The organism is Egibacteraceae bacterium, assembly GCA_035540635.1.
Taxonomy (GTDB): Bacteria; Actinomycetota; Nitriliruptoria; order Euzebyales; family Egibacteraceae; genus DATLGH01.
In genome coordinates this window covers 1-25,713 of record DATLGH010000011.1, presented here as the reverse complement: position 1 = coordinate 25,713, position 25,713 = coordinate 1, and the positions used below count along the sequence as shown (strand labels likewise).

Genomic DNA, 25,713 nt, shown 5'->3' with positions numbered 1-25,713 from the left:
TTAGGCTCCGCTGTCAGTGGGCAGGCGCAACGACCCGTCGTTCCACTCGGCGAGGCCGTCGTCGACCAGGGAACGGGTCAGGGCGGCGAGCCGGCCGGTGTCGTCGAGGTCGGCGGCGTCGGGGAGCGCGTCGCACTCCACCGGGCCGCGCCGGAGCGTCTCGACGAGCCGTCCCCGGTGGTAGCGGTCCGAGCCGGCGAAGGGCTGCTGGGCGCGGGTGCGGACGGCGGTCGTCGCTGCGGGGTCGCAGAGCCCACCCGCGTCCGGACCGCCGTCGGTCCTCCAGGCGCACGCGGCCGCCACCGGGCAGGCCGGACAGCGCGGCGCACGGGCGGTGCAGTAGCGGGCGCCGAGGTCCATGAGGCCCGCCGTCCACGTCGCGGCCTGCCCCGGCGGGACGAGCGTGTCCGCGAGGTGCTGGACCTCGCTTCGTCTGAGGGCGCGGCCGGCGGCAGCCCGCGCGAGGACCCGCGCGACGTTCACGTCGACCGGGCCGACGTCCTGCCCGAACGCGAAGGCGAGCACGGCCCGCGCGGTGTAGTCGCCGACGCCGGGCAGGGCACGCAGGCTCAGGAGGTCGAAGGGGACGCGACCGCCGTGACGCTCGACGACGGCGCGGGCCGCCCGGTGGAGGCTGACCGCGCGCCGGTTGTACCCCAGGCCCTGCCATGCACGGACGACGTCGGCGAGGGGAGAAGACGCGAGGGTCTGGATGTCGGGGAAACGGCGCAGGAACGCGTGGTAGACCGGCTCCACCCGGTCCACCTGCGTCTGCTGGAGCATGATCTCGCTTACGAGGATGCGGTAGGGATCGTGCGTGTCGCGCCAGGGCAGCGGGCGGCTCTCGGAGTGGTGCCAGGCCTGGAGCAGGCGCTGAAACCGGAGCGGGCGGCCCTCGAGGACGACGACGCCGCTGTCGGACGGGGACGAGGTCATGGTCGGGAGGCTGGCAGAGGCAGGGGGCCCCCGCAAGCCCGCCTCGGCCCACCGGGTAGCGTTGCCCTTCATGCGCCAGCTGCTGCCAACCGCCTTCGACGAGGTCGACCCGTACGACGCGTACCGGCCGGGCGACCCCCACGCGCCGCTGCTGCGGGTGAACATGGTCGCGAGCGTCGACGGCGCCGCAACCGACGAGGAGGGGCGCACCGGTCGACTCGGGGGGACCGGTGACCACGAGATCTTCCGCGCGTTGCGCGCACTCGCCGATGCGATCCTGGTCGGGGCGGGGACCGTCCGGGTCGAGGGCTACGGCCCCCACCGCCTGTCCGCGCGACTGCGCGAGCGCCGGGTGGCCGACGGCCGGCCGCGTGCGGCGCCGATCGTGGTGGTGAGCCGCTCGCTCGACATCGACTTCACCACGCCGATGTTCACCGAGGCCGAGGTGGCCACGGTCGTCCTGACCTGCAGCGCGGCCCCCGCCGACCGGCGGCGCGCGGCTGAGCGCGCGGGACGGGTCGTCGTCGCCGGGGACGACGCGGTCGACCCCGTCCACGGGGTGGCGGCGCTGCGCGAGGAGCTCGGGCTTGCCTCCCTGCTCTGCGAGGGCGGCCCGGTCCTCAACGACTCGCTGTTCGACGCCGGGCTCGTCGATGAGCTCTGCCTGACCCTCTCCCCCCGCCTCATCGGTCGCGGGCCGCGCATCCTCGGCAACCTCGCACGTCCCGGCGACCTCGAGCTGATCGGCCTCTACGAGCAGGACAGCGAGCTCTACACCCGCTACGCCGTCGTCCCCAGCTAGAAGAGCCGGAGCTCGTCGGATTCGAGGCCCCGCAGGGCGTCGTAGTCCACCTCGACGCACCCGATGCCGCGCGAGTGCGCGAGCACGCGGGCCTGGGGCTTGATCTGCTGCGCCGCGAGCAGTCCCCGCACGGGACGGAGCAGCGGGTCGCGTTCGAGGCGCTCGAGGTAGCGGCTCAGCTGCTCGACGCCGTCGATCTCGCCACGACGCTTGATCTCGACCGCGACGGCGTTGCCGTCGGCGTCGCGGCAGAGCAGGTCGACCGGCCCCAGGTCGGTGGGGTACTCGCGGCGGACGAGCGTGAGGTCGGCCCCCAGGGCGGTGGGGTGGCTCGCGAGCAGCTCCTGCAGGTGCGCCTCGACGCCGTCCTTCTTCAGACCGGGATCCTCACCGAGGTGGCAGGTGACGTCAGACAGCACCTCCTCGAGCGTGATGACGAGGGTCTCGCCCTTCGGGTTGGCGACCGTCCAGGACCCCGGCTCCTCGACGAGCGTGTTCGGGGCGTTCATCCAGTTCAGGGGCTTGTACGCGCCCCCGTCGGCGTGCACCGCCACGCACCCGTCGGCCTTCACCATGATCAGCCGCACCGCCGGCGGCAGGTGCGCGGAGAGGCGTCCCGCATAGTCGACGGCGCAGCGGGCGATCACAAGGCGCATTGGCGACACAGGCTAGGGCTATCGCGGACACTTCACTGCACCGCCAGCGCCTATCGCGGACGGTTACCCACCGGGGAGCTCGGCAAAGTGTCCGCGCCGACGCATGCGCGACCGGGAAAGTGCCCGCGGTGCCTACCGTCCGGGGCATAGCGAAGGGCCCGGCGCTCTTGTCGCACCGGGCCCGCTATCGGGTGCTGCTCCTCCCGCTGGTTCCGTCGGCTCTTGGCGCCGCGGTCCCGTCGGTGGCGGGGAAGCTCGTCCCGAGATCTTATCCCTTTGTCGCGCTCAGGAAGAGCCCTGACCTTCGGTGCCCGAGGATCGGGCCAGCTCGACGGGCGGGGAGTCCGGCGGCGCGTCGACCGCCCGGAAGACGATCTCGTCGTCCTCCACGTCGACGACGACGAGCTGCCCGGCGGTGAAGTCGCCGTGCAGGATCTTCTCGCTCATCGCATCCTCGATGTAGCGCTGGATCGTGCGGCGGAGCGGCCGGGCGCCGAGCTGGGCGTCGTAGCCCTTCTCCGAAAGCCACGCCTTCGCGTCCTCGGTGAGCTCCAGGTCGAGGTCCTTGGACCGCAGCTGGTTCTTCACGCGCTTCATCATGAGGTCGACGATCGACTTGACCTCTTCGCGGGTGAGCTGGTGGAAGACGATGACCTCGTCGATGCGGTTGAGGAACTCGGGGCGGAAGTGGCGCTTGAGCTCCTCGTCCACCTGGTCCTTCATCCGCTGGTAGGTGTCCTTCTCGTCCGCGGCGGCGGCGAACCCGAGGGCCTGCTGCCCGAGGTTCCGGGTGCCGAGGTTCGAGGTCATGATGAGCACGGTGTTCTTGAAGTCGACCTCCTTGCCGTGCGCATCGGTCAGGCGACCGTCCTCGAGGATCTGCAGCAGCGCGTTGAACACGTCGGGGTGGGCCTTCTCCACCTCGTCGAACAGCACGACGCTGAACGGCTTGCGGCGCACCGCCTCGGTGAGCTGACCGCCCTCCTCGTAGCCGACGTAGCCGGGCGGGGACCCGATCAGCCGCGACACGGTGTGCTTCTCCATGTACTCGGACATGTCGAGGTGCACGAGGGAGTTCTCGTCGCCGAACAGAAACTCGGCGAGGGTCTTCGCGAGCTCGGTCTTCCCGACGCCGGAGGGCCCGAGGAAGATGAAGGAGCCGGACGGGCGCTTCGGGTCCTTGAGGCCCGCCCGGGTGCGCCGGATGGACTTCGAGACCGCAGCGATCGCCTCTTCCTGGCCGACGACGCGCTTGTGGAGCTCCGCCTCCATGCGCAGCAGCTTGGCGGTCTCCTCCTCGGTGAGCTTGAACACCGGGATGCCGGTCCAGTTGGACAGCACCTCGGCGATGTCCTCCTCGTCGAGGGTGAGGACGGTGTCCATGCCGTCGGACTTCCACTCGCGCTCGCGACCCGCCTTGCGCTCGAGGACCTTCTTCTCCTGGTCGCGCAGTGCCGCCGCCTTCTCGAAGTCCTGCTCGTCGATCGCGGACTCCTTGGCCTTGCGGATCCGCTGCGCCTCCTCCTCGAGGTCCTGGAGGTCCGGCGGGGCCGTGAGGCGGCGGATGCGCAGGCGGGAGCCGGCCTCGTCGATGAGGTCGATCGCCTTGTCCGGCAGGTAGCGGTCGGAGATGTAGCGGTCGGCGAGGTTGCCGGCGGCGACGAGGGCATCGTCGGTGATCGTCACGCGGTGGTGGGCCTCGTAGCGGTCGCGCAGACCCTTGAGGATCTCGATCGTGTGCGCGACGGTCGGCTCCTCGACCTGGATCGGCTGGAAGCGGCGCTCGAGCGCGGCGTCCTTCTCCAGGTGCTTGCGGTACTCGTCGATCGTCGTCGCGCCGATGGTCTGCAGCTCGCCACGCGCGAGCATCGGCTTCAGGATGCTCGCCGCGTCGATGGCGCCCTCGGCGGCCCCTGCCCCGACGAGGGTGTGGAGCTCGTCGATGAACAGGATGATGTCGCCCCGGGTCGTGATCTCCTTCAGCACCTTCTTCAGGCGCTCCTCGAAGTCGCCGCGGTAGCGGCTGCCCGCCACGAGCGCGCCGAGGTCGAGGGTGTAGAGCTGCTTGTCCTTGAGCGTCTCCGGCACGTTGCCCGCGGTGATCATCTGGGCGAGGCCCTCGACGATCGCGGTCTTGCCGACGCCGGGCTCGCCGATGAGCACGGGGTTGTTCTTCGTGCGCCGGCTCAGCACCTGCATGACCCGCTCGCCCTCGCGCTGACGGCCGATGACAGGGTCGAGCTTGCCCTCGCGGGCGAACTGGGTGAGGTTGCGCCCGAACTGGTCGAGGACGGGCGACCCCTTCGGGTCGTCGGCGGAGCCGCCGGACACGCCCGCCTTCTGCGGACCGGCGCCCGGCTCACCGCCGGCGTAGCCCGACAGCAGCTGGATGACCTGCGTCCGCACGCGCGACAGGTCCGCGCCGAGCTTCTGCAGGACCTGGGCCGCGACACCCTCGCCCTCGCGGATGAGGCCGAGGAGGATGTGCTCAGTGCCGATGTAGTTGTGGCCGAGCTGCAGCGCCTCCCGCAAGGAGAGCTCGAGGACCTTCTTCGCCCGCGGGGTGAAGGGGATGTGGCCGGCCGGCGCCGTCTGGCCCTGGCCGATGATCTCCTCGACCTGCTCGCGCACGCCCTCCAGGGAGATCCCGAGCGATTCGAGCGCCTTCGCCGCAACGCCCTCGCCCTCGTGGATCAGCCCGAGCAGGATGTGCTCGGTGCCGATGTAGTTGTGGTTGAGCATGCGGGCTTCTTCTTGGGCGAGGACCACCACTCGCCGGGCCCGGTCGGTGAACCGCTCGAACATCGCACTGCCCCCTCGTCGGGTGCGTCTACCTGAACTCTAGCATCGGCCGGTGTGGCGACTGGCTGGATGCCTCCCGAATCTCTCCGGGGCCAGCCGCCCTCGGGGCCCGGCAAACGAAATGGTGCGAACGCCGTGCGACCGCCGGATGTTCCCTGATCGCTTGCGCTTCACGCCTCTCAGGGGGCGGGCGGTGGCGTCATCGCAGTCGTGCACCGGGGCACAAGGATAGCCGTTGCCGCCGGTCCCGGCATCGTTCAGGGCGTCCGCGGGCCTGCCTCGGGCACGGAACGTGGTCTGCCGGTCACCCGGCGCCGCCGTCGACGGCCCGCCGCACGTGCGCCACGAGCCGGTCGACGTCGACGCCGAGGCGGGCCTGCAGCGCGTCCCTGCCCTCCCTGTCGACGACGTGCAGGCAGCCGAGCAGCAGGTGACCCGGCCGGACGAACCCGGCGCCGTCCCAGACCCCTTGGAGCGCCTCGAGGCAGGCGTCCCTCGCCTGCACCGACAGCGCCAGGGGCGGCGGGTCCTCCGGCGCCTGCGGTGCGCCGTCGGCGGGGGAGACCCCCCCTGCAGCGCGCAGGGCCCCCGTGACCTGCTCGTCGCCCGCACGCAGGATCCCGAGGACGAGGTCGCCCACCTCCACGGTCGTGTGCCCGCCACCGGCGGCCTCCTCTCGGGCGAGGCTCAGGGCGCGCCAGCTCGTCTCCGCCCCGCTTGCCAGGAACGTCCAGCCGGCCTCCTCCCAGGCGCGCTGGCCCTCCCCCGGATCGAAGCCCGCGTCCGAGCCCGCCCTCGGCTGACCGCTGCGGGTCCTGATGACCTGGCTGCGGATGCTCGCGAGGCCGTGCCCGAGGTCGCGCAGCACCCGGGCCGCGGTGCCCTCGCCCTCGCGCGCGAGACCGAGCAGGACGTGCTCGGTGCCGATGTAGTCGTCCCCGAGGCCCTGCGCCTCGCGCAGCGCGGTCTCCAGGGCGTGCTTGGCCGGGGAGGAGTACGAGCGCTCCTCCACCCCCGCGCCGGCCTCCCCCCGTCCCGCGACGGCGTCCACGCGGGTGCGGAGGTCAGCCAGCGTCATGCCAAGCGCGGCGAGGACCGTGGCCGCGACCCCGTCGCCCTCCCGCGCGAGGCCGAGCAGCAGGTGCTCGGTGCCGACGTGGTCGTGGGCGAGGCGGGCGGCCTCCTCCTCCGCGAAGACGAGAACCCGCCGCGCCCGGTCGGTGAACCGCTCGAACATGCGCGCCTCCTCAGCTCGCCGACCCGGGGATCGCCGGGTCGGTGGGGGCCGTCACCGTCAGGCGTAGCAGCGCCTGGCGCAGTGCGGCCTCGTCGGCGCCCAGCCGCTCGGCGGCGACAGCCGCCCGCACCGGCCCCAGGGACTCGAGCGCGGCGAGGAGCAGGTGGGCCGGGCTGATACACGTCTCGGCGTTCGCGGCCAGGCGCGCGGCCATGCGGCAGGTCCGCTTCGCGGCGCCGGACACGCCGACGACGGACTCGTCGAGGGTGGTCGTCTCGCGGTACCCGGGCACGAGGTCGTGGGGGCGGGGATCGCTGGCCCCGGCGGCTGCGAGGGCGTCGCGCACGGCGGGGTCGTCGACGGCGAGCACCCCGACGACGAGGTCGATCGTCGCGAGCTCCCCGCGCAGCGCGTCGGCGGCGTGGCGGCGGGCGGCTGCGAGGGCCCGCAGCGTCGCGCCGGTGGAGCGCAGGAGGACCTCCCAGCCGCCAGGGCCTCCCTCGTGGACGGGATCGCGCTCCGCCTGGGCGCGCGCGCGGGCCCGCACGACGCGCTCGTGGAGCGGGTCCCCCCCGACCCAGGTGCGGTAGCCGGGGACCGTCGCGGCCACACCGACCGCGGCCATGGCGGCCTCCTGCAGCGCGGTCAGGTCGACGCCGAGCGCGACGAGGGCCTCGCTGGCCCGGTTTCCCTCCTCACGCAGCAGCGCGATCACGAGGTGGGCGCTGTCGGTGTGCTGGTGGCCGAGCCTGCGCGAGGCGGCCGTCGCCCCCTCGAGGATCGCCTTGGCCTGCGGGGCGAACGGCAGCGTGTCCGGGGGGGACCCGGCGCCGCGGCCGAGGGTCGCCTCGACGTGCTCCCGGACGGCCGGCGCCGAGACGAACGTCGCGAACAGCGACGAGGACGCCTGCTCGTCCTGGAGCAAACCCAGGAGCAGGTGCTCGGGCCCGACGGCGTCGTGGTGGAGCAGCCGCGCCTCCTCCTGGGCCTTCACGACCGCCAGCCTGGCCGCGTCGGTGAACCGCTCGAACATCGCTGCCTCCTTCGTGCGGAGGCATCCTCGCACACCGGAGGCGCTACTCCGGCCTCAGGGTGGGGAACAGGATCACTTCGCGGATGCTGTGCACGTCTGCGAGCAGCATGACGAGCCGGTCGACGCCGAGCCCGAGCCCGCCCATCGGCGGCATGCCGTACTCCATGGCGCGCAGGTAGTCCTCGTCGACCACCATGGCTTCGGGGTCCCCGGCCGCCTTTGCCCGCGCCTGCGCCTCCAGGCGCGCGCGCTGGTCGTCGGGGTCGGTGAGCTCGCTGAACGCGTTCGCCATCTCCCGCCCCGCGACGATGAGCTCGAAACGCTCGGTCACCGCCGGGTCCTCGCGGTGGCGGCGGGCGAGGGGCGACACCTCGACGGGGTAGTCGACGACGAACGTCGGGTCCCACAGGGTGTGCTCGACGAGCTTCTCGTAGAGCTCGAGGACGAGCTTGCCCGGCCCCCAGGCGCCCTCCGTCCGCACCCCCGAGGCCGCGCAGAGGTCGCGCAGCTCGCCGACCGGCGTGGTGTAGGACAGGTCGTCGCGCTTCGTGGCCTCTCGGACGAGGTCGAGCAGCGCCCGGCGGGGCCACCGTCCGCCGAGGTCGACCCTGCGCCCGTCGTAGACGAGCGCGAGGGTGCCGACCGCGTCGCGGGCCGCGCGCTGGAGCAGCCCCTGCGTGAGGTCCATGACGTCGTGGTAGTCCGCGTAGGCCTCGTAGGACTCGAGGATCGTGAACTCCGGGTTGTGGCGCGGGGAGAGCCCCTCGTTGCGGAACACGCGACCGATCTCGAACACGCGGGGCATCCCCCCGACGACGAGGCGCTTGAGGTACAGCTCGGGCGCCACACGCAGGTAGAGGTCGAGGTCGAGGGCCTCGTGGCGGGTTACGAACGGGCGCGCGGCGGCCCCGCCGGGAATGGGGTGCAGCACCGGGGTCTCGACCTCGACGTAGCCGCGCTCCGTGAGCTCCGCGCGCAGGGCGCCGACCGCCGCGGCGCGGATGCCGAACACCCGGCGGGCGTCGGCGTTCACGACGAGGTCGACGTAGCGCTGCCGGTAGCGGGTGTCGGTGTCGGTGAGGCCGTGCCACTTGTCGGGCAGGGGGCGCAGCGCCTTGGCGATGAGCGTGACCGTGCTGGCCTTGACCGACAGCTCGCCGCGGCGGGTGACGATGACCTCGCCGGTCACGGCCACCCAGTCGCCGATGTCGAGGAGGTCGACGAGCGCCATCCCCTCCTCCCCGAGGGCCGAGAGCTCGGCCATGACCTGCAGGTCGGCGTCGGCCTCCCGCAGGACGAGGAAGGCGAGCCTGCCGTGGCCGCGACGCAGCACGAGACGGCCGGCGACGCTTACCTGCTCGCCGGTCTCCTCGCCAGGCTGGAGCCTTCCGTCCCAGCGGGCGCGCACCGCGGCGGGCGACGAGGTGACCCGCGCCCCGACCGGGTAGGGGTCGACCCCCTGCGCACGGAGCCGTTCCACGGTCGCCCGCCGGTCGGCGACGAGCGCGTCGAGGCGGCTCTCGCGGTCTTCGGCCATGGAGCGCGAGACTAGACGAACGGTGCGTCGTCGAGCGCCGCACGGGCGAGGCCAAGGGGCGGCGCGCCGAGGTCGAGCAGGGCCCGGTGGAACCGGGCGAGGGAGAAGCCCGCGCCCCACCGCCTGCGGGCCTCGTCCCGCAGGTCGCGGATGACGAGCTTGCCCCAGGTGTAGCGACCGTAGGTGGGATCGAAGGTCGCGCGGTTGGCCTCGGCCTCCGCGGCGGGCGCGCGCAGGTGCGCGTGGCGCTCGAACAGGCGGACCGCCTCGTCGAGACCCATGGCCCGGGAGTGGACGCCGATCGACACGATGAGGCGCACGACGCGCAGCAGGGCCTTCATCGCCACCCCTGCGGCGTAGCGGGGGTCCTCGGCGCGAAAGCCCTCCTCGACGAGCAGCTCCTCGCCGTAGTGGGCCCAGCCCTCGACGAACGCCGGGGAGTGCAGCGCCTTGCGGACGTCCCCGGGGGCCTCGCGGAGCATGCGGCTGTGGGTGAAGTGGCCCGGTGCGACCTCGTGAGCGGTCGTGGCCGGCAGGCTCGTGTGGCTGAACGCGGCGAGCCAGCCGTCCTGGCGTTCGGGGGTCCAGGAGGGGTCGGGCGGGGTGATGAGGTAGAAGGAGGGCCCGTCGGGCTCGAACGGCGCCGCCCACGAGATCATCGCGGTCGCCCAGCGGCGGGAGGGCGGGCTCGGTGCGACGCGCACGACGCCCTCGGTGACGTGACCGACGAGGCCGCGCTCCGCGGTGAAGGCGAGCACCTCGTCGGTGAGGTCCGTCGCCGCGTCGAGGACCCCGCCGGCGTCGGGGTGGTCGCTCGTCAGCTGTCGCATCGCCGCGCGGACGCCGACCCCGGGCAGGACGCGACCGCACGCGTCGGTGAGGAGCGCGTCGAGGCGCTCGCGCTCGCGCTCGGCCCGCGCGAGCAGGTCGTCGAGGGTCACCGCCATCGCCTCGGGCGCGCCGAGCAGCCGCGCCAGCGGGCGCCCGCCGAGGGCGGGGTCGGGGTCGCCGCTCGCCGCCGCCCGCTCGAGGTGGGCGACGAAGCGCCCGTGCGCGGCGTGGGCGGCCGCCTCCTCCGGCGTGCCCGTGCCGAGGGGCTCCGCGAGCCCGCGCGCGGAGGGCAGGAGCGCCGCGGCGGTCGGGGCCGGCACCGCGTCGAGCGAATCGAGTCCCGCGTCGATCGCGTCGGGCCACCCCGCGACGTGGCGGCGCAGCGCTTCGGCACGCTCGTGGGCGGGGGCGTACTCGCGCGCGTAGGACGAGACGTCGAGGTTGGCGAGCAGCAGGCGGGGGTTGCGCCGGTGGAGGGCGAGCTCGTCGAAGACGACGCGCAGGTAGCCTTCGAACGCGGTGAGGTGCGCCTCGTCGTGGGCGTCGTCGAGGGGCGGACCGCCGAGGCCGGCGAGACAGGCCTTCACGCCGTCGGGCGACAGGTCGGCCACCCGCCCGTCGTACTCGTGGAGCCCGGCGTTCTCGCGGGCGGCGGGCATCTGGAGGTCGCAGACGGCGCGAAGTCGTGGAGCGATCATCGGTCGCGAGGGTACGCGAACGGGCCGGCTCAGGTGTTGCGGTCCCAAATGATCTGCAGGCCGCGCAGGGTGAGCCAGGGGTCGTGGTGGTCGATGGTGCGGCAGGCCCGCACGATCGGCGGCGCGAGCCCGCCGGTGGCGATCACGACGGGGTCCGCGTCGAGCTCCGCGGCGAGCTCCTCGACGATGCGGTCGACGGCGCCCGCAAAGCCGTACACGGCCCCCACCCGCATCGCCTCCACCGTGCTGCGGCCCACCGTGCGGGCGGGTTCGACGAGCTCGATGCGCGGAAGCTGCGCGCCCTTGGCCGACAGCGCGGCGAGGGAGGTGGCGACCCCGGGCGCGATGGCGCCGCCGATGAACTCGCCCTTGCCCGTGTAGACGTCGAAGCTCGTCGCGGTGCCGAAGTCGACCACGACGCCCGGGCCGCCGTGGAACTCGTAGGCCGCGAGCGCGTTGACGAGCCGGTCGGCGCCCACCTCCCGGGGGTTGTCGACGACCACGGCCATGCCGGTGCGCACACCGGGACCGACGAAGACCGGCAGGAAGTGAAAGTACTTGTGCGTCATGACCCGCAGCATCTCGGTGACGACGGGCACGACCGAGCACGCGACGACGCCGTGGACGTTCTTCGAGAAGGACAGGTCGGCGAACGACATGAGGCCGCCGAAGAGCAGCGCCAGCTCGTCGGGGGTGCGGTGCGCCTCGGTCGAGATTCGCCAGTGCTCGACGAGCTCGTCGCCGCTGAACACGCCGATCACGGTCTGGGAGTTGCCCACGTCGACGGCGAGCAGCACGTCAGCGCTTCCCGCCGGGTACCACGTCGAGGCCGATGTCGAGCGCCCGCGGCGAGTGGGTGAGGGCCCCGACGGCCACCGCGTCCACACCGGTCCCGGCGACCCCGCGCACCGTGTCGAGGTCGATCCCGCCGCTCGCCTCGACGAACACGTGCTCGGGCTCCCCGCGGGCGCGGGCGACCGCCCGCCGCAGGTCGTCGAGCCCGAAGTTGTCGAGGAGCACGGCGCGGGCCCCGGCGACGAGCGCCTCGTCGAGCTCGTCGAGGTCGTCCACCTCGACCTGCACGGGCCGGCCGTCCGCGCCCGCCAGCGCGGCCTTCGTCGCGACGCCGACACCGCCGACCGCGACGGCGTGGTTGTCCTTGACGAGCAACGCGTCGTGGAGACCGCTGCGATGGTTTGCCCCCCCGCCGGCGGTCACCGCCGCCTTCTGCAGCGCGCGCAGCCCCGGCAGCGTCTTGCGCGTGTCACGCACGACGCAGCCCGTGCCCGCCACCGCCTCGACGTAGCGGGCGGTGATCGTCGCGACCCCCGACAGGTGCGACAGGAGGTTGAGGGCGGTGCGCTCCCCCGCCAGCAGCGACCGGGTGCGGCCGGACACGCAGGCGATCGTGGCGCCGGCCTCGACGTGCGCGCCGTCGGTCACGCGCGGGGTGAACCGCACCGTCGCATCGACGGCGGCGAAGACGGCGGCGGCGGCGGCGAGGCCGGCGACGACGCCCGCCTTTCGCGCGACGAACGCGGCGCGCGCCGTGGCGTCGGCCGCCACCGTGGCCGACGAGGTGCGGTCGCCGCCGTGGCCGAGGTCCTCGGCGAGCGCGATCGCGACGACGTCCTCCAGCAGGTGGGTCATGACGCCGCCAGGGCGTCCTCGACGGTCGTGCGGGCCTGCTCCGCGGCGCCGCGCAGCGGGCGGTTGCCGTCGTCGCAGTACACGACGGTCGGGACGTGCGCTCGCGCCTCGGCCTCGGTGTAGGTGGCGTAGGAGATCACGATGACCCTGTCGCCGGGCTGGACGAGCCGTGCGGCGGCCCCGTTCAGGCACACCTCGCCGGAGCCGCGCTCGCCGGCGATCACGTAGGTCTCCAGCCGCGCGCCGTTGTCGATGTCGACGACCTGCACCCGCTCGTGGTCGAGGAGGTCGGCCGCGTCCATGAGGTCGGGATCGAGCGTGATCGACCCCACGTAGTGCAGGTCGGCGCCGGTGACGGTGGCGCGGTGCAGCTTGGACTTCATGAGGGTGCGGAACATGCGTGTCGCTACTTTCCCGTGTCAGTCCTCGGCCGAGCTCCTGTGCCGCTCGACCGGTCGAGGCTCCAACCGGATGTTGTCGATGAGGCGCGTCGTACCCACGTAGGCGGCGACGAGCGCCTGCGCCGGGCCCTCCACGACGCCCTCCAACGGTTCGAGGGTCTCGGGGTCGCAGACCTCCGCGTAGTCGAGGCGGACACCGGGCGCGCGCTCCAGTCTACGGCGCAGGGCGTCGCGGGCCGCGTCGGCGTCACCTGCCCACGACCCGGCGACGTGGCGCAGCGATTCCGGCAGCGCCACGGCGGCCGCCCGCTGGGAGGGGGACAGATAGGCGTTGCGGCTCGACAGGGCCAGGCCGTCGGCGTCCCGCACGGTCGGGCAGGTGACGATCTCCACGGGGACCGCGAGGTCGGTCGCCACCGCCCGCAACACGACGAGCTGCTGGTAGTCCTTCTCGCCGAAGTAGGCGCGTTGCGGCTGCACGGCGTTGAGCAGCTTCGTCACGATCGTCGCCACCCCGTCGAAGTGGCCGGGGCGGCTCACCCCGTCGAGCACGCCCCCCAGCGCGCCGACGCGCACGGTGACCAAGGCGGGGGCGAAGTCGGCTTCGGGGCAGAACACGACGTCCACGCCGAGGCGGTCGAGCAGCGCGACGTCGGCGTCGAGGTCACGGGGGTAGGTCGCAAAGTCCTCCCCCGGGGCGAACTGGAGCGGGTTGACGAAGATGCTCACGACCGCGACGTCGCACTCCCCGACCATGCGGGACACGAGCCGGACGTGGCCGTCGTGGAGCGCGCCCATGGTGGGAACCAGGCCCACGCGCGCCCCCGCCCGCCGTTGCGGCGCCAGAGCGGCCCGCAGCGCGCCGACCGTGCGGACCGCTCTCACCGGCCCTCCTCGCGGGCCCGCCCGAGGACGCGGGCGACCGCGGCGGCGGCATCGTCGTCGAGGCCGGCGCGCCGGGCGTGGCGCAGGGCTAGGCGGGCGAGCTCGAGGTAGGCGTCGACCGCCTCGGGCATGGCGGTGCGCAGCTCGTCCACCTGGCGAGCGACCGTCGCGGCGTCGCCCCGGCGGACCGGGCCGGTGAGGGCCCCGGCACCCCGCTCGGCGGCGTTGGCCGCCGCCGTGGTGGCAAGGGGCCCGAGGAAGGCGGCGGGGTCCGACACGCCCGCCCCGAGCAGCAGCTCGCGGGCCAGCGTCACGACGGTGGACGTGGCGTTCGCGCCGATCACCAGGCCGGTGTGGTAGAGCGTTCGGGCGTCGGGCGGCAGGGTCATCGGACTGCCGCCGAGGTCGGTGACGAGCACCCGCGCCCAGCCGAGGTCCGCCGGTTCGGCGGTCACCGCCCAGGAGGTCCCGGGGAGGCGCGCAGCGCCGGCGTCGGGGTCGGGGAAGGTCTGGGCCGGGTGGCAGGCGGCGACCCGCGCGCCGGCGAGCCGGGCGGGGCGCAGGACGTCCGTGCCGTGACCGCCGGCCACATGGACCCAGCGGCTGCCCTCCGCCACGCCGTCGGCGGCGGCCACGCCGCGGACGAGGTCGCCGAGCGCGTCGTCGGGCACGCAGACGAGCACGAGCTCCGCGGTCCGGGCAGCCTCCGCGGCGGGCATGGCGGCGGCGCCGGGCAGCCGCCGGCGGAACCCGGCGAGGCTGGGGGCGCCGCGTCCGGCGACCGCCGCGACGTCGTAGCCGGCGCGGTCGAGCGCGATGCCGAGCGCGGTCCCCACCCGGCCGGGTCCGATGATGGCGGTGCGCTTCACGGGGTGCGGACCTGGCTCCCGACCATCGTCACGCCGGTGATCGGCGCGAGACGCGCGAGCGCGGTCGTGAGGGTCGTGCCGTCGGGGAGCGCCTCGCCGGGCGCGACCTCGATGAGCGGCACGAGCGCGAACGCGCGCTCGGTCAGGCGCGGGTGGGGGATCTCGAGGCTTCGCGTGACGACCGTGCGCGGACCGTAGAGCAGGATGTCGACGTCGATGGTCCGCGGCCCCCAGCGGACGCCCCGCGTGCGGCCCCCTGCCGCCTCGACGTCGTGGCACAGGCGCAGCAGCCGCGCCGGCGAGCGGCGCGTGGCGACGCGCACCGCGATGTTGAGGTAGGGCTCCTGGTCCTCGGGACCAGCGACGGGGTCGGTCTGGTAGACGCTCGAGACGGCGACGACGGCCGTTCGCGCGTCGGCGTGCAGGCGCTCGACGGCCCGCTGGAGGTGGTCGAGGCGGTCGCCGAGGTTGCTGCCCAGGCCGATGTAGGCGACCTCCTCGTGGCCGATCGGCGGGATGACCGCGCTCACGGGGGCCCCGGCGCCCCCGACCGCGCGCGGCGCAGCACGACGGACACGTCGCCCACCTCCACGGGCAGGACAAGGTCCGGCTTCGAGACGCGCACCTCGACCGCGGACACGGCAGGCTCGGCCAGGACGACGCCGGCGAGGTGGGCCGCGAGCGCCTCGAGCAGTGCGAAACGGGTCGTTGTGACCCCCTCGGCGACCCGGCGTGCTAGCGCGTCGTAGTCGACGGTGTCCACCAGGCTGTCGGACACGGCAGCGGCCGACAGGTCGCACTCGACGACGAGGTCGACTTCGAACGTCTGGCCGTGCTCCCGCTCCTCGGGGTGCACGCCGTGGCGGCCGAACGCGCGAAGGCCGGAGATCTCGATGCGGTCCATGGCCTTGCGCAGCATATCCGCGAGGCGCCGGCCCCCACACCGGCGACGGGCCACCGCCGCCCGGGGGGCTTCTCCCGAGCGCAGCGCCCCCCGGAGGGCGGCGGTGGCTGTGCCCGAAGCGACGTCAGGCGATCGGCGCGCCGGGCTCCACGCCGTCCTCCACCTGGAGCAGGCGGACCGTCCCGTCGGCTTGGATCGCCCCGAGGACGAGGAACTCGCTGCGGAACCCCGCGATCGTCTTGCGGCCCAGGTTGATCGCGCCGACGACGAGCCGCCCCGTCAGTTCCTCGGCGCTGTAGTTGGTGACCTGCGCGCTCGTGCGCAGGCTGCCGACCGCGGGCCCGAAGTCCACCGTGAGCTTGCATGCGGGCTTGCGTGCCTGCGGGAACTCCTCCACAGCGGTGACCCGTCCGACCCGCAGGTCGAGCGCGAAGAAGGCCTCGGCGCCGACGTCGTCCTTGCGTGGCGGGTGCACTTCCGTCGCCTACGACGCGGCGGGGCGCAGGATCGGCGACGCGTGGTGCGCGGTCATCCGCCAGTGCCCCTCGCGCCACGAGAAGACGTTCGTCGCCACCGCCCGGCCGGCCCCGAAGCCGCGCCCGCCCTCGTCCGGGCCGGGGGTGAGGATGTTCTCCACGCAGGAGAGGACCCCCGTCTCGACCCGCGCGCGCACATCCGTGACGATGAACTGAAGATAGTCGGTGGCGGAGAAGATCGCCGCCCACGACCGGCGCACCGGCCCCCAGCCGGCGATGAGCTCGCTGCCCGGGTGGACGCAGAAGACGTCTTCGCCGTGGTCCCACAGCACGTCCATGCGGTCGAGGTCGAGCGACTCGAAGGCGGCGTAGAACGCGTCGTTCGCGGCCTCGAGGGACCCCGGCGCGGGGGTCACCGCCAGTCGTCCACCCGCCGGCTGATCGCCTGCGCCACGCGGGTGGCCCGCACGGTCGGCGCGACGTCGTGCGCGCGGATCACCGACGCACCGGCCTCCACGGCGACCACCGCGCACGCGAGGCTTGCCTCGAGGCGGCCCGCGGCGTCCGCGCCATCGAGGAGCTCGCCGAGGAAGCTCTTGCGGCTCGCCCCGATGACCACAGGCCGGCCGAGGCCCCGGAACTGGCGCAGCGCCCGGAGCAGGGCGACGTTGTGCTCGGCGGTCTTCGCGAAGCCGAGCCCCGGGTCGACCAGGATGCGCTGGGTGTAGATGCCGGCCTCGGCGCAGCGCAGGAGGCCGTCGGTGAGGTACTCGTAAACCTCGGCGACCACGTCGTCGTACCGGGCCCTCGACTGCATGTCGCGGGGGGCCCCCCGGGCGTGCATGAGGACGTACGCCGCTCCGGTGTCGGCGACGACCTCGAGCAGCTCCGGGTTCGTCGCGCCGGACACGTCGTTCACGATCACCGCGCCCGCGTTGACCGCGGCGCGGGCGACCGCCGGCTTCGTCGTGTCGATGCTCACGACCGCGCCACCGTCGAGGCTCTCGATGACGGGCAGCACGCGCTGGAGCTCCTCGTGCTCGCTTACGGGCTGCGCACCGGGGCGGGTGGACTCGCCCCCCACGTCTATGACGTCGGCGCCCTCGGTGAGCAGCCGGCGCGCGTGGTCGCGCGCGGTGTCCGGATGAGGCCGCCCCGAGCCGTAGAGCTTGCCGCCGTCGGAGAAGGAGTCAGGCGTGACGTTCACGACGCCCATGACGAGGGGTCGCCGGCCCGTCGGCAGCGCCCCCTTCGGCAGGGGAACCTCGCGGGCGGGCCCGGCCCAGGCGGCCACCGCTTCCCGGAGCGACCGGTCGAGCGCACCCGCCTCGTCGGCTTCGAAGGTGCGACCCGCGGCGCGGGCCAGCGCCTCCACAGTCGTGGTGGCGTGCAGTCGCCCCCCGACATCCTCGACCGTCGCGCCCGACGAGGCCCACGTGGAGCGCAGTCGCGCGGGGTCGCTCACGCGGCTGACGACGACGCGGACGTGCGCGCCCGCGCCGAGGCCCGCGTCGACGACGCGGACCAGAGGTCTCACCGACCGCCGCCCATGGCCACGAGCTGGAGAACCTCCGCTCGCGTGCGCGGGTCGTCGCGCATGAGGCCGCGCACGGCGCTCGTCACGGTCATCGCCCCCGGCTTGCGGACTCCCCGCATGGTCATGCAGGTGTGCTCCGCCTCGATCATGACGAAGACGCCGCGTGGGGCAAGGGCCTTCTCGAGCGTGTCGGCGATGGTGTTGCCGAGGCGCTCCTGGAGGTTGGGGCGCTTCGCCACGAGGTCGACAAGCCGGGCCAGCTTGCTGATCCCGGTCACCTGGCCGCTCACGTTGGGCAGGTAGCCGACGTGGGCCTTGCCGACGAACGGCACGAGGTGATGCTCGCAGACGCTCGCCAGCGGGATGTCGCGGACCATGACGATCTCGTCGTGGCCTTCCTCGAACACGACGTCGAGCACGTCGGCCGGATCGACGAGCAGGCCCGCGAAGATCTCGTCGCACATCCGCGCGACGCGCTCGGGGGTGTCGCGCACGCCAACTGCGTCGCCGTCGATGCCGAGCCCCTCGAGGAGGAGCCGCACACCCGCGCGGATCTTGTCGTGGTCGAATCCCCCGCTTGGCACGAGGCTGGTCGCCGCCCGGACGCGGGAGTCGGCGTCGAGCACCGGCGGGCGCCTTATCCCGGCGCCCGTCGCCGAGTCGGTCATCGCCCCGCTCCGTCAGTCAGTCGTGGTGCCTCAGTCAGACTGGGTCGACGAGGGGCGCTGCTGCGCGCGGGCGGCGCGCGCCATAGCCGCCGGCTGCTCGGCCCGTCGCAGCTGGCTCACCACCGCCTGACCCGACACCGGGCTGCCGCCGCCGTTCATGAGCGGCTGGATCTTGCGCGACGGCCGCTTGTCGACCTTCGCAAGGACCGCGGCGAGCTCGTCGCGCTCGACCGTCTCGCGCTCCATGAGCGCGTCGGCCAGCTCCTCGAGCACCTCGCGGTTGGCGACGAGCACCTCGAGGGCCTCGTCATGTGCCTCGTCGATCAGGGCCCGCACCTCGCGGTCGATCTCGAACGCCACCTCGGCCGAGTAGTCGGGCGCGTGCCCGAACTCCTTGCCGAGGAACGGCTGCGAGTCCTTCTGCCCGAAGGTCATCGGCCCGAGCGTCGCGCTCATGCCGTACTGGGTGACCATGTTGCGCGCCGTCTGGGTGGCGCGCGAGATGTCGTCGGCCGCCCCCGTCGTGAAGTCGCCGATGGTGAGCTCCTCGGCGACGCGGCCGCCGAGCATCATGGCGAGCTGGTCGATGAGCTCACCGCGCGACACGAGGTACTTGTCCTCGGTCGGCAGCGTCAGCGTCCATCCGAGGGCCTGCCCACGGGGGATGATCGACACCTTGTGAACCGGGTCGGCGTGGGGCAGGGCGTGCCCGACGATGGTGTGCCCGCCCTCGTGGTAGGCGATGACGCGCTTCTCGGCCTCGCCCATCAGCCGGGTCTTGCGCTCCGGGCCGGCGATGACCCGGTCGATGGCTTCCTCCATCGCCTGCATGGTGATGTCGGTGCGGTCCCGGCGGGCGGAGATGAGCGCCGCCTCGTTCACGAGGTTCGCGAGGTCCGCGCCGGTGAACCCCGGCGTCCGGCGCGCGATGACCGACAGGTCGGCGTCGTCGGCGAGCGGCTTGCCGCGCGCGTGCACCTCGAGGATGGCCTGGCGCCCGACGAGGTCGGGCCGGTCGACGACGATCTGGCGGTCGAAGCGGCCGGGGCGCAGGAGGGCGGGGTCGAGGATGTCGGGACGGTTCGTGGCGGCGATGAGGATGATGCCGGTCTTGACGTCGAAGCCGTCCATCTCCACGAGCAGCTGGTTCAGGGTCTGCTCACGCTCGTCGTGGCCGCCGCCCATGCCGGCGCCCCGATGGCGTCCGACCGCGTCGATCTCGTCCATGAAGATGATCGCGGGGGCGTTGGCCTTGGCCTGCTCGAACAGGTCGCGCACCCGGCTGGCCCCGACCCCGACGAACATCTCGACGAAGTCCGAGCCGGAGATCGAGAAGAAGGGGGCGCCGGCCTCGCCCGCGACCGCCCGCGCGAGCAGGGTCTTGCCGGTCCCCGGCGGCCCGAAGAGGAGCACGCCCTTCGGGATCTTCGCGCCCATCGACTGGAACTTCGCGGGGTTGGCGAGGAAGTCCTTGATCTCGCGGAGCTCCTCGACCGCCTCGTCCGAGCCCGCGACGTCGGCGAACGTGACCTTCGGGGCGTCCTTGGAGATCGCCTTGGCCTTCGACTTCCCGAAGCTCATGACCCCCCGGCCGCCACCCTGCATCTGGGTCATGAGGAAGAAGAAGAGCCCGAAGATGAGCAGGAACGGCAGCAGGGAGAACAGGAACTGGAGGAAGACGTTGCCCGACTGGTTGTCGACCCGGCGCTCGTCGAGCGTGCCGTCCCGGCGCGCCTCGTCGAGCGCGGCGCCCAGGCGCTCCCCGTCGACGTTGACGTTGTAGTAGGTCTCGAACTCGGTGCCGTCGGTGAAGCTGCCCTGGAGGCGCCCGTCCCGGGCGAAGTCCTCGACGGTCTCCACCTCGCCGGCCTCCAGCCGGTTCATGAACTCGTCGAAGCGCAGCGGCTCGTCGTCGCCGCCGGCCATCGTCGACAGCACGATGAAGGCCGCGACGACTACGGGGACGATCCAGACATAGGGACTCCGCAGGAAGCGTCGCGCTTTCATGCGGTCACTGTAGCACCGGCCCGCCGCGCCGGACCGGTCGAACGGACCGCCCCTACCCGGCCCCGGCGTAGATCTCCGGCTTCAGGGTCCCGACGTAGGGCAGGTTGCGGTAGCGCTCGGCGTAGTCGAGGCCGTACCCGACGACGAACACGTCGGGGACGGCGAAGCCGTGGTAGCGGATGGGGATGTCGACGCGGATCATGCCCGGTTTGGAGAGCAGCGCCATGACCTCCAGGGACGCCGGCCCCCGGGCCCGCAGGTTGCGCAAGAGGTAGTTGAGCGTGAGGCCGGAGTCGACGATGTCCTCGACGAGGACGACGTGGCGCCCGGCGATGTCGAGGTCGAGGTCCTTCAGGATGCGGACGACGCCCGACGTCTGGGTCGCCGAGCCGTAGCTCGACACCGCCATGAAGTCGAACTCCACGGGCGTGCGGAGGTACCGGGCGAAGTCAGCCATGAGGACGAAAGCGCCCTTCAGGACGCCGACGAGCAGGACGTTGCAGCCGGCGTAGTCGCGGTCAACCTCGGCGGCGAGCTCCGCGAGCCGCTCGTGGATCTGCTCGGAGGAGACGACCACCTCGTCGATGTCGGCGTCGAGCGCCGAGGCGGGCGCGGGGTTCTCCACGGGTGGGGATGCTAGCACCGGCACCCCGATCACCGATCACGCGGGCGCGAGCCACAGCCGGACCCGGGCGCCGGGCTCGCCGGCGGCGGGGCTGGCCGGTGCCGGTGGCGGCTCGAGGCCGGGAACCCAGACCACCCCGGTCGCGTCGGCGACCACGGGCAGGAGGGCCCGCAGCGCGCGGGGGACGCCCGCCGCACCGAGCGCCTCGGCGAGGTTCTCGGCACCGAAGCGGTCGCCGGGCCGGGGTCCGCGCACGACAAGGGGGCCGTCCGTCCCCGGCAGCACCGCCCACGCCGGTCCCCTCGTGCCCGGCGGACCGTCGGCGAGCGGGCGGGGGGCCGGCTCGCCAGGCCGATGCGCCACCCCCGGGTCGAGGGGCGGGTCGCTCGCCGGGTGGTCGGCGCGTACGACGAGGCCGAGCTCGGGCAGCGCGACGGCCCCCGGCGCGTGCAGTCGCCGCCCGGGCAGGGCCGCGACGTCCGGGGGCACTGCGGCGACCCAGCCACCGCCGGAGGTCACCCACACCCCGCCCGGGCCGTGCACCGCCTGCCCGGGTCGCAGCGCGAGGACGGCCGAGACTGTCAGGGCAGGCACCTCGGCGCCGCCGCGCACGCCGCGCAACAGCAGGCGCACGACGCGGCTCGCGAGCGCGCCCGGCAGCCCCCCGAGCGCGTCCGTGCGCACCGCCCGTGCGGGACCCCAGGCCACGACGATCCGCCGGGCGTGCGCCGCGGCGAGCTCGTCGAGCGCGTCGGCGTCGGCTCGGGCGAGGTCCGCGAGGCGGGTCAGCGCCGCGACGGGGTCGCCCCCGCCACCGGACAGGCCGGCGAGCGCCGGGAGCAGCTCGAAGCGCGCGCGGGCCCGCCGCTGCTCGGGGTCGCTGTTCGTGGGGTCGCTGACGAAGCGCAGCCCCTCACCCCTGACGAACGCGTGCACATCGGCTCGCCGCAGCCGGAGCAGGGGACGCACGATGCGCACCCCGTGCACCTCGTCCGCCTCCCCCGATCGGGACGGGGCCATGCCCGCGAGGCCGCGCAGGCCGGTGCCGCGAGCGATGTTGAGGAGCACCGTCTCGGCCTGGTCGTCGGCGGTGTGGCCGACGACGATGGCGCGGGCGTCGACGGTCCGTGCGATCCGGCACAGCGCCGCGTAGCGGGCCTCACGGGCGGCCGCCTCGAGTCCCTGCCCGCCCGGCCGCACCCGCACCGACCGCTCGTGGTAGGCAAGCCCCAGCGCCCGGGCGTGGGCGGCGGTCACCGCGGCGTCCTCCGCGTCGTCACGCAGACCATGGCGCACGTGGCCCACGCAGGCGGCGAGGTCCGGACGGGCCTCCGTGACGAGATGGGCGAGCGCCGTGGAGTCCGGTCCGCCGGAGACCGCCACCACCACCCTCGCGTGGGCGTCGAGGGCCGCGTCCAGCGCGCGGCGCACCTCGTCGAGCAACGCGGCGCGGGACTGGTCCGGTGGGAGTGCGCCGATCAGCGCCGCGCTCCTGGCAGTGTCGGGCGCGGGCTGGTCACGACTCGGTGGCGACCCGTCCGGCCCAGCGGTCAGGGTCGTCGAGCTCGGCCTCGGTGGGCACGTGGTCGGGGTGCTCCCACACACGGTTGAACACGTCCCGCCCGTGACGCTCCGCGACGGCGAGGATGAACGCTTCGCCGACGCGGTACTGCTGGGCCTTCAGCGACAGGCCGAGCGCACGCCGCATAGCCTGATCGAGGGCTCTGCTGCGGCGCCGGTTGAGCAGCTCGCGCACCCGGGCGGGGTCGAGCCCGTTGCCGTTGTGCGCGGCCGCCACCTCCGCGCCCCAGTCCATGACGACGTTGCCGTGGCCCTCGAGCAGGGACATGAGCGCCTGGGCGCGCTTGATGACCGCCGCCTGACGCGGGGTGAGGACGACCTCGAGCAGCACCTGGGGGTCGCCGAGGCGGCCCGGGTCGCGCAGCAGCTCGGCGGCGCGGCCGATGGCCTCCCTGACCCGGTCCGGGTCGAGGCGCGTCTCCGCGAGGTAGGTGTCGAGGAGCCCTCTCAGGTGCGGGCGCAGCCACGGGACGGCCTCGAACTGGAGGCGGTGGGCGATCTCGTGCAGGCACAGTCCGAGACGGAAGTCCCCGGCGCTCACGTCGCTGCCCGGGAGCAGCGACCGCTCGACGTGCAGGAGGTTCGGACCGACGAGGGTGAGGCGGCCGGGCGTCTCCCCGCCGGGCAGGAAGACCTCGTACTGGCCGAGCACCCGGGTAGCGAGGTAGCCGAACACGAGGCCGAGCTGGAGCCCGAGCGCCTTGCGCGCCGTCGCCCGCGCCGCGCCGCTGCGGTTCATGAGCTGCTCGGCGAGGGGGTTCGTGAGGTCGGCGATGCTCGCGATGTTCGCCTCGATCCAGGCGCGCCGGCCGACGACGCGGACGTCGGCGGGGGGCAGGTCCTGGCCGAGCCCTGTCGCCTGGCGCGCGAGGTCGTCGGCGCGGCGCACCACGCCGACGAGATCCTCGCGCAGCCCCTCGACGTCCTCCCGGGAGACGGGCGCCTCCTGGCGCGCACCGCGCGGGGCCCCTGCCGTCGGGCGTGAGGCGACGAGCCAGGCGACGCGAGCGGCGAGAGCCCAGTCCGCGAGCGGCTCCACCGCGGAGGGGGTCGGCTCGACCGTCACGTCACCGCCGCTTCTTCGCTTCCCGCTCCTGAGCGAAGCGCGGCTGCCACAGAAGGTACAGCCCGAGGACGACGAGCACCGCGACGCCAGCGATGAACAGCAGGGGATAGAGCATGCCGGCGAACACCGTCGGTTGTTCGTAGGGCTCGGGCCGGAACTCCTGGGAGATCTCGCTGCCGCTGCCGATCTCCTCGTAGCTCGGCAGCTCCTCGTGCTCGACCTCCATCTCCTCGTCGTCCGGCTCGACCGCCAGGGCGGGCAGCGCCCCCACGCACAGCAGCAACGCGGTGATGATCACGCCCAGCAGGCGCTTCGCCATGGAGATCCTCCGTCGAGAACAGCGTGTCGCTGAAGTGTAACCGAGCAGGCAGGGGCGCCGGCGCGCGCCGTCACCCCTCGCCGGTCACCCGACCCACGCCCCGTCGTGGCGCTTGAGCGGCGGCCTACGCGTCGCCCGGCGCGGCGCTGATGTCGGCCAGCGCCGAGTCGTCGTCGCGTTCGATGGCGAGGTCGCCGATGGACACGATGCCCACGGGCTTGCCGCCCTCGGTCACGGGCAGTCGCCGGATCGCGCGTTCGCGCATGATGCGCGCCGCCTCGGTGATGTCGGTGTCCGGCTCGACGGTGACGAGGTCCTCGCTGGCGATCTCCTCGAGCTTCAACGTGGAGGGGTCGCGGCCCTCCGCCACCGCCCTGATCGTGATGTCGCGGTCGGTGACGATGCCGCGCACGGTGCCGTCGTCGTCGACGACGATGATGTCGCCGACGTCGGCGTTCCGCATCGTCCGTGCTGCCTGGTCGACCGTCGCGGTCGCGGGCAGCGTCTGCAGGTCTTGGGCCATGATCTCACGCAGCGCCTGTGCCATGGGTGTCTCCCTATGGGAGTCGGGAGGCAGTAGCCGTTCCCGCCCGCGTCCGCCTCCTACACCTCCGCGGCCGCGCTTCTTCGGATGCCCTTCGCCTGCTCGACGACGATGCGGCTGTCGAGGGCGTACTGGAGCTGAGTCGCGAGGCGTCGCCGCGGTCACCGCCGACGACGACGTGCCGGGCTGCCGCCGGGGGCCACGGTGATGGGTGCGCTGCTCGAGCACGGGGGGTGGCACACGCTGGCGTTTCGCCTGCGGCCTGCGCAGAAGGAGGACCTGGCGCGGCTCACCGAGATGACGGCGGCGCTGTTCGACCTGCGCGACGCGGGGCGCGCCCGCCTGGCGACCAGTGCGTCGAGCCCGCACGTCAACACACCCACGCCCGCCGTGGTCGACACGGCTCTGCGACCCTTCGTGCGCGATGGCCTGCTGCGGCCGACGACGCTGCGCAGCACCGCCGACCCGCCCGCCGTCCGTCGAGGACTGCCCCGACGCAAGCCCGCCCGACGCAGCCGCCACTGAACTCGTTGCTCGGCGCGCCCGACCGCGTTGGGTGCCGCGGTGTGTACCGCGGCGAAAGCACGTGGACTACGCTGGCATTGGGCCAGGGGAGGTTGATCCTGACACTGGACGCACGGCGGGTGCGGCCGTGTCGGGCATCGCGGGCGTCGTCTCCGTGCTCGTTCGGTACAAAGCCGTGCCGGTCCAACGGCTGCAGTTGAAGTGGGTCGGTCTCAGCGCTCCACTGGTCTTTGGTGGCTTCTTGGCAGCAGAACTTCTGGGACGGTTCGTGGGTCTCAGGACCGCGTTCTTGAGCGAGGCCAGCCTGATGCCTGCTTCCGGCGTCCATCGCCGTGGCCGTCCTGCGACACCGGCTGTACGAGATCGACCGGATTCTGTCGAGGACGGTGTCGTACGCGCTGCTGTCCGCGGGCGCTCGCGGCCATCTACGTCGCGGGAACCTGCTCCTGGCTCCTCTTGTCGGCGGCGGGTCGGAGCTGGCGGTGGCTGCGTCCACGCTGGCCGCGGCCGCGGCGTTCCAGCCGCTCCGTCGTCGCCTTCAGACCGTGGTTGACCGACGGTTCAACCGTGCTCGCTACGACGCTAGGAAAGCGGTCGAGGCGTTCGGTGCGGCGTTGCGGTCAGAGACCGACCTCCACCACGTAGCCGAGGAGCTAATGGATGTCGTTCGGGTGACGGTGGCACCGTCCTCGGCGTCACTGTGGCTGCGCGCGAAGGTAGAGGCCGGCGTGTCGGGTCCGACTAGCCGCCGCGCGTAGGCGCACTGTCATTCCTCTCCGCCGCTCAGGCCCAGTGAGGTTCACGGAGAACACCCCGATGGGGTCGAGGTGTTGCTGGGTCGCGGTGCAAAGCGGCGAGGCGATGACCGCGGTTGTGTCCGCGCCCTGACGGGTCTTGTTGCCGCCCCAGCGTTTGCGGTTGCACCCACGTGAGAATGTCGCTGTGCTTGGGCTGCGGCCGTCGCCGCGGCTATCGCGAGGTTGCGGCTGGCGGCTGACCGTCGTCAGGGGGGCTGGGCTTGGGGGGAGGTGCTGAAGGCCTGGCTGATGCGCCCTCGGCTGTCCCTGAACCGGCCTGCAGGTGCTCACCCGGAGCCGGCCTGGGAGGCGGGCTGGGGGTTGGGC

The 25,713-nt window shown here is 73.4% G+C and carries 27 protein-coding genes; 3 read left to right on the top strand and 24 right to left on the bottom strand.

What is annotated here, in order from left to right; genetic code table 11:
• A complete protein-coding gene (locus VM324_02170) occupies nucleotides 1-936 on the bottom strand; it encodes an A/G-specific adenine glycosylase (protein ID HVL98081.1) in 936 nt (311 codons plus the stop codon).
• A 70-nt stretch (nucleotides 937-1,006) separates the two neighbouring features.
• On the opposite strand from VM324_02170, the gene VM324_02165 reads away from it, so the two are divergent.
• On the top strand, nucleotides 1,007-1,738 hold the full coding sequence (locus tag VM324_02165) for a dihydrofolate reductase family protein (protein ID HVL98080.1): 732 nt from the start codon (nucleotides 1,007-1,009) through the stop codon (nucleotides 1,736-1,738).
• Here the strand turns inward: VM324_02165 and nucS are convergent.
• The 23 genes from nucS to VM324_02050 all read right to left on the bottom strand — a co-directional run bounded on the left by nucS (nucleotide 1,735) and on the right by VM324_02050 (nucleotide 24,067).
• Nucleotides 1,735-2,394: an endonuclease NucS gene (gene nucS / locus VM324_02160; GenBank protein ID HVL98079.1), complete on the bottom strand. Its 660-nt coding sequence runs from the start codon at nucleotides 2,392-2,394 to the stop codon at nucleotides 1,735-1,737. The two genes, VM324_02165 and nucS, sit on opposite strands and share 4 nt — an antisense overlap.
• Before the next feature lie 285 nt (nucleotides 2,395-2,679).
• On the bottom strand, nucleotides 2,680-5,199 hold the full coding sequence (locus tag VM324_02155; protein HVL98078.1) for an ATP-dependent Clp protease ATP-binding subunit: 2,520 nt from the start codon (nucleotides 5,197-5,199) through the stop codon (nucleotides 2,680-2,682).
• A gap of 301 nt (nucleotides 5,200-5,500) precedes the next feature.
• Entirely contained in the window at nucleotides 5,501-6,433 is a 933-nt protein-coding gene (locus VM324_02150) for a Clp protease N-terminal domain-containing protein (protein HVL98077.1), read from the bottom strand.
• 10 nt (nucleotides 6,434-6,443) lie between these two features.
• Nucleotides 6,444-7,466: a Clp protease N-terminal domain-containing protein gene (locus VM324_02145; protein ID HVL98076.1), complete on the bottom strand. Its 1,023-nt coding sequence runs from the start codon at nucleotides 7,464-7,466 to the stop codon at nucleotides 6,444-6,446.
• A gap of 43 nt (nucleotides 7,467-7,509) precedes the next feature.
• Nucleotides 7,510-9,003 (bottom strand): lysine--tRNA ligase, encoded by a 1,494-nt coding sequence (gene lysS / locus VM324_02140; GenBank protein HVL98075.1) that lies wholly within the window; start codon nucleotides 9,001-9,003, stop codon nucleotides 7,510-7,512.
• An 11-nt stretch (nucleotides 9,004-9,014) separates the two neighbouring features.
• A complete protein-coding gene (locus tag VM324_02135) occupies nucleotides 9,015-10,532 on the bottom strand; it encodes a DUF885 family protein (GenBank protein HVL98074.1) in 1,518 nt (505 codons plus the stop codon).
• Nucleotides 10,533-10,561: 29 nt separating this feature from the next.
• Nucleotides 10,562-11,329: a type III pantothenate kinase gene (locus VM324_02130; GenBank protein ID HVL98073.1), complete on the bottom strand. Its 768-nt coding sequence runs from the start codon at nucleotides 11,327-11,329 to the stop codon at nucleotides 10,562-10,564.
• 1 nt (nucleotide 11,330) lies between these two features.
• Nucleotides 11,331-12,182: a carboxylating nicotinate-nucleotide diphosphorylase gene (gene nadC, locus VM324_02125; GenBank protein HVL98072.1), complete on the bottom strand. Its 852-nt coding sequence runs from the start codon at nucleotides 12,180-12,182 to the stop codon at nucleotides 11,331-11,333.
• Nucleotides 12,179-12,580 carry an aspartate 1-decarboxylase gene (panD, locus tag VM324_02120; protein ID HVL98071.1) on the bottom strand — a complete coding sequence of 134 codons (402 nt, stop codon included), beginning with the start codon at nucleotides 12,578-12,580 and terminating at the stop codon, nucleotides 12,179-12,181. Before panD ends, nadC begins: the two co-directional genes overlap by 4 nt.
• A gap of 21 nt (nucleotides 12,581-12,601) precedes the next feature.
• Nucleotides 12,602-13,468: a pantoate--beta-alanine ligase gene (gene panC, locus VM324_02115; GenBank protein HVL98070.1), complete on the bottom strand. Its 867-nt coding sequence runs from the start codon at nucleotides 13,466-13,468 to the stop codon at nucleotides 12,602-12,604.
• On the bottom strand, nucleotides 13,465-14,337 hold the full coding sequence (locus tag VM324_02110) for a DUF2520 domain-containing protein (GenBank protein ID HVL98069.1): 873 nt from the start codon (nucleotides 14,335-14,337) through the stop codon (nucleotides 13,465-13,467). The genes panC and VM324_02110 overlap by 4 nt, the downstream gene beginning before the upstream one ends.
• Complete coding sequence (gene folK, locus VM324_02105; GenBank protein ID HVL98068.1) at nucleotides 14,334-14,867, bottom strand: 2-amino-4-hydroxy-6-hydroxymethyldihydropteridine diphosphokinase; 534 nt, start codon at nucleotides 14,865-14,867, stop codon at nucleotides 14,334-14,336. The genes VM324_02110 and folK overlap by 4 nt, the downstream gene beginning before the upstream one ends.
• A complete protein-coding gene (folB, locus tag VM324_02100) occupies nucleotides 14,864-15,241 on the bottom strand; it encodes a dihydroneopterin aldolase (GenBank protein ID HVL98067.1) in 378 nt (125 codons plus the stop codon). Before folB ends, folK begins: the two co-directional genes overlap by 4 nt.
• Nucleotides 15,242-15,365: 124 nt before the next feature.
• Nucleotides 15,366-15,716, bottom strand: a complete 351-nt coding sequence (locus VM324_02095; protein HVL98066.1) for a tRNA-binding protein — start codon at nucleotides 15,714-15,716, stop codon at nucleotides 15,366-15,368.
• A gap of 9 nt (nucleotides 15,717-15,725) precedes the next feature.
• Nucleotides 15,726-16,133 carry a nuclear transport factor 2 family protein gene (locus tag VM324_02090; protein ID HVL98065.1) on the bottom strand — a complete coding sequence of 136 codons (408 nt, stop codon included), beginning with the start codon at nucleotides 16,131-16,133 and terminating at the stop codon, nucleotides 15,726-15,728.
• Nucleotides 16,130-17,254, bottom strand: coding sequence for a dihydropteroate synthase (gene folP / locus VM324_02085; GenBank protein ID HVL98064.1), 1,125 nt, complete (start codon nucleotides 17,252-17,254; stop codon nucleotides 16,130-16,132). Before folP ends, VM324_02090 begins: the two co-directional genes overlap by 4 nt.
• Nucleotides 17,251-17,922 carry a GTP cyclohydrolase I FolE gene (folE, locus tag VM324_02080; protein ID HVL98063.1) on the bottom strand — a complete coding sequence of 224 codons (672 nt, stop codon included), beginning with the start codon at nucleotides 17,920-17,922 and terminating at the stop codon, nucleotides 17,251-17,253. Before folE ends, folP begins: the two co-directional genes overlap by 4 nt.
• Nucleotides 17,923-17,952: 30 nt before the next feature.
• On the bottom strand, nucleotides 17,953-19,929 hold the full coding sequence (gene ftsH / locus VM324_02075) for an ATP-dependent zinc metalloprotease FtsH (GenBank protein HVL98062.1): 1,977 nt from the start codon (nucleotides 19,927-19,929) through the stop codon (nucleotides 17,953-17,955).
• A gap of 52 nt (nucleotides 19,930-19,981) precedes the next feature.
• Entirely contained in the window at nucleotides 19,982-20,554 is a 573-nt protein-coding gene (gene hpt, locus VM324_02070; protein ID HVL98061.1) for a hypoxanthine phosphoribosyltransferase, read from the bottom strand.
• A 36-nt stretch (nucleotides 20,555-20,590) separates the two neighbouring features.
• A complete protein-coding gene (gene tilS / locus VM324_02065) occupies nucleotides 20,591-21,985 on the bottom strand; it encodes a tRNA lysidine(34) synthetase TilS (GenBank protein ID HVL98060.1) in 1,395 nt (464 codons plus the stop codon).
• 85 nt (nucleotides 21,986-22,070) lie between these two features.
• On the bottom strand, nucleotides 22,071-23,201 hold the full coding sequence (locus tag VM324_02060; GenBank protein ID HVL98059.1) for a zinc-dependent metalloprotease: 1,131 nt from the start codon (nucleotides 23,199-23,201) through the stop codon (nucleotides 22,071-22,073).
• Nucleotide 23,202: 1 nt separating this feature from the next.
• The gene (locus tag VM324_02055; GenBank protein HVL98058.1) at nucleotides 23,203-23,520 is read right to left on the bottom strand and encodes a hypothetical protein; all 318 of its coding nucleotides are present in this window, start codon (nucleotides 23,518-23,520) and stop codon (nucleotides 23,203-23,205) included.
• Between the two features lie 124 nt (nucleotides 23,521-23,644).
• Nucleotides 23,645-24,067 (bottom strand): CBS domain-containing protein, encoded by a 423-nt coding sequence (locus tag VM324_02050; GenBank protein HVL98057.1) that lies wholly within the window; start codon nucleotides 24,065-24,067, stop codon nucleotides 23,645-23,647.
• A 204-nt stretch (nucleotides 24,068-24,271) separates the two neighbouring features.
• Here VM324_02050 and VM324_02045 point away from each other — a divergent pair, with 204 nt between their 5' ends.
• Complete coding sequence (locus VM324_02045) at nucleotides 24,272-24,589, top strand: hypothetical protein (protein HVL98056.1); 318 nt, start codon at nucleotides 24,272-24,274, stop codon at nucleotides 24,587-24,589.
• Nucleotides 24,590-24,921: 332 nt separating this feature from the next.
• Nucleotides 24,922-25,347 carry a hypothetical protein gene (locus tag VM324_02040; GenBank protein ID HVL98055.1) on the top strand — a complete coding sequence of 142 codons (426 nt, stop codon included), beginning with the start codon at nucleotides 24,922-24,924 and terminating at the stop codon, nucleotides 25,345-25,347.
• The last annotated feature ends 366 nt before the right edge of the window (nucleotides 25,348-25,713 follow it).

Coding starts and splice junctions, on each gene's coding strand:
- VM324_02170 (HVL98081.1), bottom strand. CDS start 936: ATGACCTCGTCCCCGTCCGACAGCGGCGTCGTCGTCCTCGAGGGCCGC.
- VM324_02165 (HVL98080.1), top strand. CDS start 1,007: ATGCGCCAGCTGCTGCCAACCGCCTTCGACGAGGTCGACCCGTACGAC.
- nucS (HVL98079.1), bottom strand. CDS start 2,394: ATGCGCCTTGTGATCGCCCGCTGCGCCGTCGACTATGCGGGACGCCTC.
- VM324_02155 (HVL98078.1), bottom strand. CDS start 5,199: ATGTTCGAGCGGTTCACCGACCGGGCCCGGCGAGTGGTGGTCCTCGCC.
- VM324_02150 (HVL98077.1), bottom strand. CDS start 6,433: ATGTTCGAGCGGTTCACCGACCGGGCGCGGCGGGTTCTCGTCTTCGCG.
- VM324_02145 (HVL98076.1), bottom strand. CDS start 7,466: ATGTTCGAGCGGTTCACCGACGCGGCCAGGCTGGCGGTCGTGAAGGCC.
- lysS (HVL98075.1), bottom strand. CDS start 9,003: ATGGCCGAAGACCGCGAGAGCCGCCTCGACGCGCTCGTCGCCGACCGG.
- VM324_02135 (HVL98074.1), bottom strand. CDS start 10,532: ATGATCGCTCCACGACTTCGCGCCGTCTGCGACCTCCAGATGCCCGCC.
- nadC (HVL98072.1), bottom strand. CDS start 12,182: ATGACCCACCTGCTGGAGGACGTCGTCGCGATCGCGCTCGCCGAGGAC.
- panD (HVL98071.1), bottom strand. CDS start 12,580: ATGTTCCGCACCCTCATGAAGTCCAAGCTGCACCGCGCCACCGTCACC.
- folB (HVL98067.1), bottom strand. CDS start 15,241: ATGGACCGCATCGAGATCTCCGGCCTTCGCGCGTTCGGCCGCCACGGC.
- folE (HVL98063.1), bottom strand. CDS start 17,922: ATGACCGACTCGGCGACGGGCGCCGGGATAAGGCGCCCGCCGGTGCTC.
- ftsH (HVL98062.1), bottom strand. CDS start 19,929: ATGAAAGCGCGACGCTTCCTGCGGAGTCCCTATGTCTGGATCGTCCCC.
- VM324_02055 (HVL98058.1), bottom strand. CDS start 23,520: ATGGCGAAGCGCCTGCTGGGCGTGATCATCACCGCGTTGCTGCTGTGC.
- VM324_02050 (HVL98057.1), bottom strand. CDS start 24,067: ATGGCACAGGCGCTGCGTGAGATCATGGCCCAAGACCTGCAGACGCTG.
- VM324_02045 (HVL98056.1), top strand. CDS start 24,272: ATGGGTGCGCTGCTCGAGCACGGGGGGTGGCACACGCTGGCGTTTCGC.